Below are 9528 nucleotides of genomic sequence, written 5' to 3'. Positions count from 1 at the left end.
CACCGGCCGCCCTGGCCGAAGCGGGGCTCCGGCTTGCTGAGCCAGTGCATGTTCTCCTCCGGGATCTCCTCCAAAAACCGGGAGGGCCGGTTGGCTGCGGTGCGGCCGTAGAGCATCCGCTGGCGGGCGTTGGTGAGGGTCAGGTGCTCCTTGGCCCGGGTCATGGCCACGTAGCAAAGCCGCCGCTCCTCCTCCAGCTCCTCCTCGTCGTACTGGGCGGAGGAGCCGGGGAAGATCCCCTCCTCCATGCCCACCACGTACACGTCCGGGAACTCCAGGCCCTTGGCGGAGTGGATGGTCATCATGGTCACGCAGTTATCGTCCGACGCCACGCTGTCCAGGTCCGTGTACAGCGCGATCTCGTTGAGGAAGCCGGAGAGGGTGGCGTCCTCCGGCTGCTGCTCCAGGAAACCCAGGATGTTGGACTTGAGTTCCTGGACGTTTTCGATGCGGCCCCGGCTCTCCATGTCGTTTTTCTCCTCCAGGGCCTTGATGTAGCCGGTCTGCTCGCACACCGCGTCGTAAAACTCCGGCAGGGCCAGCTCCGCGCCCGCCCGGCGCAGTCCGTCGATGAGGTCCGCGAACTTCAGGAGCTTGCCGGAGGCGCTTTTGAGCTCTGGGAACACATCCGCGTTGCGGAGGATCTCATAGAGAGAGGACCCCTGCTCCTCCGCCAGGCGGGCCACTTTGTCCATGGTGGTGGCGCCGATGCCCCGGGCGGGGACGTTGATAACCCGGCGCAGCCGCAGATCATCCAGGGGGTTGTTCAGAACGCACAGATACGCCAGCATGTCCTTGACCTCCGCCCGGTCGAAGAACTTCATGCCCCCTACCACTTTATAAGGAATGCCGTTGCGCTTCATGGCATATTCCAGGGCGTTGGACTGGGCGTTCATCCGGTAGAGCACCGCCGTGTCCCGGAAGTTCCGGCCCCGGTTGAGCCCCGCCAGGATGCCGCCCACCACGTAGTTGGCCTCGTCGCTTTCGTTGTAGGTGGTCTTGATGGTGACGGGGTCGCCGCTGCCGTTGTCGGTCCAGAGGGTCTTGCCCTTACGGCCGGTGTTGTTCTTGATGACGGCGTTGGCGGCGTCCAGGATGTTCTGGGTGGAGCGGTAGTTCTGCTCCAGGCGGATGGTACGGGCGGCGGGATACTGCTGTTCAAAGTTCAGGATGTTTTCGATGTTGGCGCCCCGGAAGCGGTAGATGGACTGGTCGTCATCGCCCACCACGCAGAGGTTCTTCCGCCCGCCCGCCAGAAGGCTTGTGAGCAGGTACTGCATGTGGTTGGTGTCCTGGTACTCGTCCACCAGCACGTAGCGGAACTTGTTCTGGTAGTACGCCAGCACATCCCCTTCCTGCCGCAGGAGGGTCACGGTGTGGTAGATGATGTCGTCAAAGTCCAGCGCGTTGGCCGCCCGGAGCTTTTTGGCGTAGGCGGCGTAGACCTTGGCGATGCGGCTCATCTTCCAGTCGTTCTCGTTGGCGTGCTTGGCGGCAAACTCCTCCGGGCTCTGGTACTCGTCCTTGGCGTGGCTGATGATGGAGAGGACGCTGCGGGGCTGGAAGGCCTTCTCGTCCAGGTTCAGCTCCTTGAGGATGTCCCGGATGACCCGCTTGGAGTCGTCGGTGTCATAGATCGTAAAGTCCTTGTCGAAGCCGATGCGGTCGATGTCCCGCCGGAGGATACGCACGCAGGCAGAGTGGAACGTGGAGGCCCAGATGTCCTCCGCCGCCGGGCCCAGCCGGGCCGCCAGACGCTCCTTCAGCTCCCCCGCCGCCTTATTGGTAAAGGTGATGGCCAGGATCTCCCAGGGCCGGGGCACGTCCACGGCGCAAAGGCGCACCGCCCGCCGCCGGGTCTCCTCATCCAGCTGCTCCGGCAGGTTTTCCAAAAAGCGGAGGTCCTCCTCCGTAGCCCAGTCCGGCACCTCGTCGCTGTCGCTGCCACGGCCGTAGGTCAAAAGGTTGTACACCCGCTGGATCAGCACCGTGGTCTTGCCGCTGCCGGCCCCCGCCAGCAGCAGCAGCGGCCCCTCGGTGGTCATGGCGGCCTGGCGCTGCATGGGGTTGAGCCGCTGGAAATCCCGGGCAATGAAGGCCCGCCGGGCGGCGATGTATCGTTCGTTGAAATCAGTCATATGTTCACCAGTCTCCCTAAAGTCTCGCTGACTATTTTACGGCAAAAACCGGGTCGGGTCAACCGCAAAACCCCGCCGGATTGCGTTTTCTCCGCCGCCGTGCTATATTGGGGAAAAAGACGGCGGATACCGTCCGCCATCATATATGCGCAGGAGGTGTTTTCATGTACGAACTGATCCAGGCCGCCCCCCGGACCTATTACATCCAGTGCCCCGCCAAGATGGGATTGTGGGTGCCGGACGGGCAGCACGCGGTGCTCATCGACAGCGGCGGCGACAAGGACGCCGGGCGCAAGGTGCAGAAGATCCTGGAAGCCCAGGGCTGGGTGCTTACCTGCATCCTCAACACCCACGCCAACGCCGACCACAACGGCGGCAACGCCCTGCTCCAGCAGCGGCTTCACGTTCCCGCCTATGCCCCCGGCATCGACGCCGCCATCACCTCCCACCCCATTCTGGAGCCCGCCTTCCTCTACGGCGGCTATCCCCCCAAACCGCTGCGCAATAAGTTCCTCCTGGCCCAGAAAAGTGACTGCCGGCCTCTCACGGAGGAGAACCTGCCCGCGGGCCTTTCCATGCTGCCCCTCCCCGGCCACTTCTTTGATATGTGCGGCTTCCGGACCGACGACGGCGTGTGGTTCCTGGCGGACTGCCTCACCAGCGAGGCCGTCATCCAAAAGTACCACATCCAGTTCCTCTACGACGTGGCGGGGTATCTGGAGACGCTGGACAAGGTCTGCGCCCTGGAGGGCCGCCTCTTCATCCCCGCCCACGCCGACGCGGCGGCGGACATCCGCCCCCTGGCGGAGGTGAACCGGGCCAAGGTCCACGAGATCCTCGGCGTGGTGCTGGAGCTGTGCCGGGAGCCGGTGGGCTTTGAGGAGCTGCTGCAGAAGGTCTTTGTCCGCTACCAGCTGACCATGGACTTCAGCCAGTACGTACTGGTGGGCAGCACAGTGCGCTCTTACCTCGCCTATCTGCTGGACAAGGGGGCCGTGACGGCCACTTTCTCCGAAAGCCGCCTCCTCTGGCAGGCGGTGTGACCCCCCTGAAAAAGAAAGATTCCCCCGGCGGCGGAGCAGATTTGCTCCGCCGCCTTTTTTGTCACCGGACTGTCACCAAAATGAGGTTGACAAATGTCTACCAATCTGATACGTTGGACTCAGAAAAGAGGTAGACATTTGTATACCACACAGGAGGTGACGATATGACCATCAATCTCTCGGACAGTGAATGGAAGCTGATGAACCACCTCTGGGCCAAGTCTCCCCGCACCATCACGGAGCTGACGGCAGCGGTGCGGGAGGAGACGGGCTGGAGCAAAAACACCGTCATCACCATGCTCTCCCGGCTGGAGGCCAAGGGCGCCGTGGCCCATGAGGAGGGCGGCCGGGCCAAGCGGTACACCCCCCTGCTGCGGCGGGAGGACGCCGCCCGGGCGGAGACGGAGAACTTCCTCTCCAAGGTCTACGGCGGGAGCCTGGGCCTGATGATGAGCGCCATGGCCCAGAGCAAGGCGCTGACGGAGGAGGACATCGCGGAGCTGTCCGCCATTTTGGAACGAGCGGGAGGTGCGCAGAAATGAAGGAGATCCTTCTCACATCCTCGATTCTGATCCTGGCGCTGCTTTTGCTGCGGGTGCTGTTCCGCAGCGCCGTCCCCCGGCGGGTCCAGGACGCCCTGTGGCTTTTGGTGCTGGTGCGGCTGCTGGTGCCGGTGAATCTGCCGGCAGTAAACTTTTCTCTGCTGACGGCGGCGGAGCCGGTGGGACAGGCGGTGACAGAACAGCTGGATCGCCAGGAGCTCTACATCCCAACAGACCGGGAACCGCTGACAGACCATCCGGAGGCCCCGGACCTTGCCCCCAGTGCGGCGATCTCTCCATCCGCCTCCCAGGTCTGGGTCGTTCAGGACGATGAAACAGCGGTGCAGTATCAGAAATTGACCCTGGTTGATTTGCTGCGCGATATCTGGTACGGCGGCATGACCGTCATGGCCATCTGGTTCCTCTTTGTGAATCTCCGCTTCCGGCGCAAGCTCTGTAAAGTTAGAGTTCCTTACAGGGTGGACGGGTGCCGGTACCCGGTGTACCTGGTGGCGGAGGGGCTGCCCTCCCCCTGCCTCTTCGGGCTCCTCCGCCCGGCGATCTATCTGACCCCCGCCGCCGCGGCCACGCCGGAGCGGCTGCGGCACGTGCTGGTCCACGAGCAGACCCACGCCCGCCACGGGGACCCCTGGTGGGCGCTGCTGCGGTGCGTGTGCCTCACGGTCTACTGGTTCGATCCCCTGGTGTGGGCGGCAGCCGCCGTCTCCCGGACGGACTGCGAGCTGGCCTGCGACGAGGGCGCCCTCCGGCAGCTGGGAGAGGTGGAGCGCATCCCCTACGGCCGGACGCTGCTGGCGCTGATCCCGGTGCAGTCCCGGCCGGTAAATCCCCTCCTCTCCGCCACCACCATGGCGTCGGGCAAGCGGGCCCTCCGGGACCGGATCACCCGCATCGCCGCCAGCCGTCAGACCCGCTTCGCGGCCCTCTTTGCCGTGGCCGCCCTGGCGGCGGTGGTGTGCGCCGTCACCTTCACCGGCGGAACGGCCGCATCCAAGGTCCGGCCCCTCACGGGCGAGGAGCTGGCGTATTTTAACGAGGAGTTCTTCAACGGTGAGGATTACAACCTCCATAACCAGTTCCTCTCCTCCCTGTACGAGCGGCCGGAGGACATCGACCTCTTCCAGCTCTTCTACTGCGGCGTCGGTGAGGAGACCGTCAGCAACGCGGAACTGCGGCAGCTGGGCGTCCTGGACGAAAACGGTGAGAAGATCTGCGATACCGATAAGCTCCCCATCTCCGCCATGGACGATGTTCTGCTCCAAAACACTGGCCTCACCCTGGAGGAGACCAGCGGCATCGGTCTCCAAGGCTTCCAGTATCTTCCGGAGCAGGAGGCCTACTACCACACCCACGGGGACACCAACTACCGCATGCAGGTGACCTTCTCCTCCGGGGAGCGGGAGGGGGGCACCATCCGGCTGTACTACGACGACACCTTTTATGCGGACGGGACCAAGTGCCTGACCCTCACGGTCCGGCCGGACGGGGGCTACTGGTTTGTCTCCAACCTCCGCCTTCCCTCCCGGCCCTCCTATGCACCGGACGCCGTCATCGACCTGACGGACGCCGACCTCTACACCGAACCGGCGGTCACCCCGGCGAGTCCGGACACCCGCCTGGGGGAGATCGTGGCATTCACCCCCATCTACGCCGAGTCCGGAGCAGATGCGTACACCGTGGCCGTATACCGGACGGCGGACGGCACCCTGTGCGCCGGCATCGGGCCGTCGGACCGGGAGCCATTTGAAGCGGAGCACCTCTGGACCCTGGACGGGGCGGACGCGGAGGGCAGCAGCATCCAGATCACCTCCTATTCCAACGTCCTGGGCCACGACGGCTTCATGCTGCATTTCTCCACGGGGGACGATTTCCAGACGTGGTATTATTACTTTGACGACACCGGAATAGTGCGCCTGCTGGCCCAGGCCGGCAGCGTCGTCTGGGAGCCGGATCTGGACGGCGACGGCACCCGGGAACTGCTCTGGCGCGTCTCGGCCGTCAATGCGCAGCAGCAGACCTGGTTCCTATTCCCCTACGACGGGGGGCTGCGTCTGGCCGATCTCAACAGCCGCATCCGGGAGACCTATCCCAACTGCGATTACCTGAACCTCTACTGCTGGGGCCAGGACCCGGACCACATCACCATGGAGGCCTTCACCCGCCCCGTCTCGGAGCAGACGGGCGGCCTGAGCATGAACCGGAACCTCTACTATGAAAACGGCACCCTTTCTCTCTACCGGGTGGACCAGCACACCTACACCGACCACGTGTCCGACGACATCGACGCCCCGGCATACGCCCTGGCGGCGGCCAAGGCCGAAACGCTGGAGGCACTGGACTGGTGGCAGACCCACACCGGCGTCACAGGCGTGGTGGACGGCGTGGAGCAGCAGGTGGGCACCCAGGCGGAGTGGGACGACTGGCACATCACCAGCCTTTCCCGGATCGCGCTGGGGGAGCCCTACACCTCTCTGGGTCTGGAGGTCTACTCCTTCAGCTACGAGCTCCACTCCCCCACCCCGGAGCTGGTGGAGTCCGCCGGCGGCATGTATGTCCAGGAGGACGGCTGGGTGGGCGGCTTTTACGTGGAAAATCCCTTCGTGGTGTTTCTAAACGACGGGGACGGGGAGCCCACCCTTCTGGACGTCCAGATCCCCAGTGATGTGGGCCGGGAGATGACCTCTCCCCTCTTTGCGGCGGCCGTGGCCCAAATCGCCATGGACAACGGACTGCTCTCCCCCTCGGAGGTGGACGCCCGGACGCTCCTCAACGACTTCTGCTCCAATGGGTTCTCTTTCCTAAATACCATCGGCACCTACCCGGCAGCGGAGCGGACGGCGGTGATCGAGGCCCTGGCTTCCTTCCACAACCAGGGGCTCTTTGACGAGGAAGGGGACCTGCGCCACACCATGCAGAATGTGGCCTGGTCCCAGCGGAGCCTGACGGAGGCGGGCGCCGGGGCCTGGCAGGAGCTGGTGGAGCGCACCGGCATCTCCCCCGGCGGCATCGGCGGGTCCTATTCCGATCTGGATGAGGCCATTCTCCATTCCATTCTGGACCACCGCCGGAACGCCTCCGCCCACAAGGACGACTTCTACGCCGCGGCCTACAACGTGCTGGACACCCGCCGCTCCGGCAATACCTGCACGGTGTATCTCTACATCGCCTTCGGCTCCTATGACCTGACGGAGGCGGGCTATGCCCTCCAGACCAGCGGCGAGGACCCGGCGGCGCTGACCTTCGCCGCCATCAACGGTCTCTACCAGCTGACGGAGTACTGGACTCCCGGCGGCGGAGCCCACTACGAAACCGACCTTCGGACCGTGTTCCCAACGGAGGCGGCAGAGGCCGTCCTGGCCCGCACCGGCTGGAAGGACCTCTCCGCCCGGTTGGATACCGCAGCGGAGGAACAGTATCTGGCCCTGCTGGAGGAGACCGATTACCGCTCCCGGGCCGCCCAGGTGGAATTCACCGGTCGGGCGCTGGACACCACGCCCGACGGGATGACCTATGCCCAGCGGCTGGCCTGGTGCCAGGACAGCCGGCAGCAGGAGGACGGCTATCACTTCTCCGTCCAGACCTCCCAGGCAGACAACACCTATCTTCTCTACACCGGCATCTGGACCTCCGGCCCTGCGGACGCCTCCGCTCAGCCCCATCTGTACCTCCGCTTCCCCGACGGCGCCCTGGCGGACCTCCCCCTGCCTCCCGGCACCCCCGCAGACGCCCCCCGCTCGGAGGACATCCTGCTCTCCGGCGATACCCTGACCTACACCGTCACCTTTCCGGAGCCGCAGACGGATGAGAGAAGCGGCGCCCTGCTCCACCTGCAGGGGACCTACCGCTACACCGTGGACCTGAATGCCCGGACCGTCTCCCTCCGGCTGGAAAACAACTGATCCTTCCCTTTTCCTCCTGTTTCGGGTATACTGTCACCAGTACCTGAAACAGGAGGACGTTTTTTCCATGAAACAGCTCATTTATCTGGCGCTGGTGATTATCTGCGGCGCGGCGCTGCTCAAGTGGGTCAGCAGGCGCTCCGTCCCCGCCGGCGGCACCTGGAAAACCATTACCCCGGAGGAGGCCAAGACACGGCTGGACTCCGGCGACGCCGTGACGCTGCTGGACGTGCGGACGGAGGCCGAGTATGAGGAGAGCCACATCCCCGGTGCCGTATGCCTGCCGGTGGAGAGCATCGGCGCCCAGCCCCCGGAGTCTCTGCCGGACCCGGACGCAGAGATCCTGGTCTACTGCCGCTCCGGCCGCCGCAGCGCCCAGGCCGCCGGGAAACTGGCAAAGCTGGGATACACCCACGTCTCGGACTTCGGCGGCATTTTGAACTGGCCCTACGAGACCACCACAGACTGAGCACCAAACACAAAGCGCCCCGGCCAATGGCCGGGGCGCACAGCTTGTCCAAGAAGCCTCGCAGAGTTCGCGCCCGCAGGCGCGAAACATGTTTCATCGGTTTTCTCCGGCGACATGTGCGTCGGAGAAAACACTTCTCAGCCCGTAAGTGTGGGATTTGTCCGTTAAAGATGGGCAAGTCCTGCGCGCAGCGGGCTGCATCCTATTCGAGAAAGTGGCTTTGCCACTTTCTCGATCTTTTAAGTGCCCCGGCCAAATGGCCGGGGCGCTTTGCTGTTTGTTTTTCTTCCGGGTCACTGGGTCAGCAGCACCAGGTTCCGGTCTGTGATGAAGTTGGGGACGCTGTAGAGCACCACGATCTCATCGATGTCATTTTCCGCCGCGTACTGGGATACCGGGGCCCGATAATACCGCAGGTCCAGCAGGTGCACCTCGGAAAAGGACTGGGCCAGGAAGGGCGCCAGAGAGTCGGAATAGGAGTCCCGCACCAGCAGAATCTTCCCGCCGTCGGGGTTGTGCTCGTTTTTCAGCACGCACAGCGGCTGGTTCCCTCCCAGGAAGGAGGAGTACTTGTCCTTCTTTTCCAGATAGCTCCTCTCGTACAGCGCCGCCGGTTCGGGACTGCCGGTGCGCCAGGAGGTGACGGAGATGCCGTCCTCCTCCACCCAGTACTCCATCTCGTCCGGCGTCAGCCAGTGGATACCGGAGGTGGAGTAGAGGGTGCCATTGAAGTCGTCGCTGACCACCTGCGGCGTAAAGTCCGCCCGGTCCAGCGTGGGACGGCCCAGAGCAGAGAGTACCGCGTTGGCGCCGTAGAACGCCCCCAGGGAGGTCCAGTGGTGGTCCGTCCGGTAGAAGATGGGCTCGTCGGCGTGGGCCGTCAGGGCCCCGGCGAAGTCCACCGTGGGAAGGCCCGTCTCCTCCGCCGCCCGGTCCAGGAACGCAGTCTGGTCCCAACTCTCCGCCCCGGCGGGCAGCTTGTCCCGCCACACCTCCGCCGCGGAGGGGATGAACCCCAGATAGACGGGCACGTCCGTCTTTTCCGCCAGCCGGGTGATGTAGGAGAGGTTATTGGTCACCAGCTCCTCATCCGGCGTATCCACCTTGGAGATCAGGGTGTCGCCGCAGAGGTAGACTCCGTGGAACTCCGTCTTGCCGATGAGCTGCTCCGTCCGGGCCTTCAGTCCCGTCCAGGCGTCCCGCAGGGGGAACTGGTCGGCGAAGTATTCCTCCACGGCGGCGGTATAGCTGCCGTCCTTGAGGGATTCCCAGGAGAACTCCGGCCACTGGGCCAGCGTCCGGTTCTCCACGTCGGAGCGCTCCCGGTCTGGCAGCAGCACCTGCCAGACCATGAGTCCGCCCAGGAAGAGGCAGAACAGGGCCGTGAGAAATCGGCTGTATGCTTTTGTCATGTCT

At 64.4% G+C, this 9528-nt stretch carries 6 protein-coding genes; 4 read left to right on the top strand and 2 right to left on the bottom strand.

Annotated features, from left to right (window positions below; translation table 11 throughout):
* Positions 1–2138 (bottom strand): UvrD-helicase domain-containing protein (locus QZL67_RS03910; protein WP_292919821.1); only part of this gene is annotated, 2138 nt, incomplete at its 3' end.
* A gap of 164 nt (positions 2139–2302) precedes the next feature.
* On the opposite strand from QZL67_RS03910, the gene QZL67_RS03905 reads away from it, so the two are divergent.
* From QZL67_RS03905 to QZL67_RS03890, 4 genes are all read left to right on the top strand, one after another.
* Complete coding sequence (locus QZL67_RS03905) at positions 2303–3181, top strand: MBL fold metallo-hydrolase (protein ID WP_022289459.1); 879 nt, start codon at positions 2303–2305, stop codon at positions 3179–3181.
* Positions 3182–3345: 164 nt separating this feature from the next.
* Entirely contained in the window at positions 3346–3723 is a 378-nt protein-coding gene (locus QZL67_RS03900; RefSeq protein ID WP_022289458.1) for a BlaI/MecI/CopY family transcriptional regulator, read from the top strand.
* Positions 3720–7643: a M56 family metallopeptidase gene (locus tag QZL67_RS03895; protein ID WP_022289457.1), complete on the top strand. Its 3924-nt coding sequence runs from the start codon at positions 3720–3722 to the stop codon at positions 7641–7643. The genes QZL67_RS03900 and QZL67_RS03895 overlap by 4 nt, the downstream gene beginning before the upstream one ends.
* A 67-nt stretch (positions 7644–7710) precedes the next feature.
* Complete coding sequence (locus QZL67_RS03890; RefSeq protein ID WP_022289456.1) at positions 7711–8112, top strand: rhodanese-like domain-containing protein; 402 nt, start codon at positions 7711–7713, stop codon at positions 8110–8112.
* Positions 8113–8405: 293 nt separating this feature from the next.
* Here the strand turns inward: QZL67_RS03890 and QZL67_RS03885 are convergent.
* A partial coding sequence (locus QZL67_RS03885) for a DHHW family protein (protein WP_292919819.1) occupies positions 8406–9528 on the bottom strand: 1123 nt, incomplete at its 5' end.

The sequence above is a fragment of the Oscillibacter sp. CAG:155 genome, from assembly GCA_000436875.1.
In the GTDB taxonomy this organism is placed as follows: Bacteria; Bacillota; Clostridia; order Oscillospirales; family Oscillospiraceae; genus Oscillibacter.
Note: the sequence above shows the minus strand (reverse complement) of the source record. Positions and strands in the feature narration are given on the sequence as shown.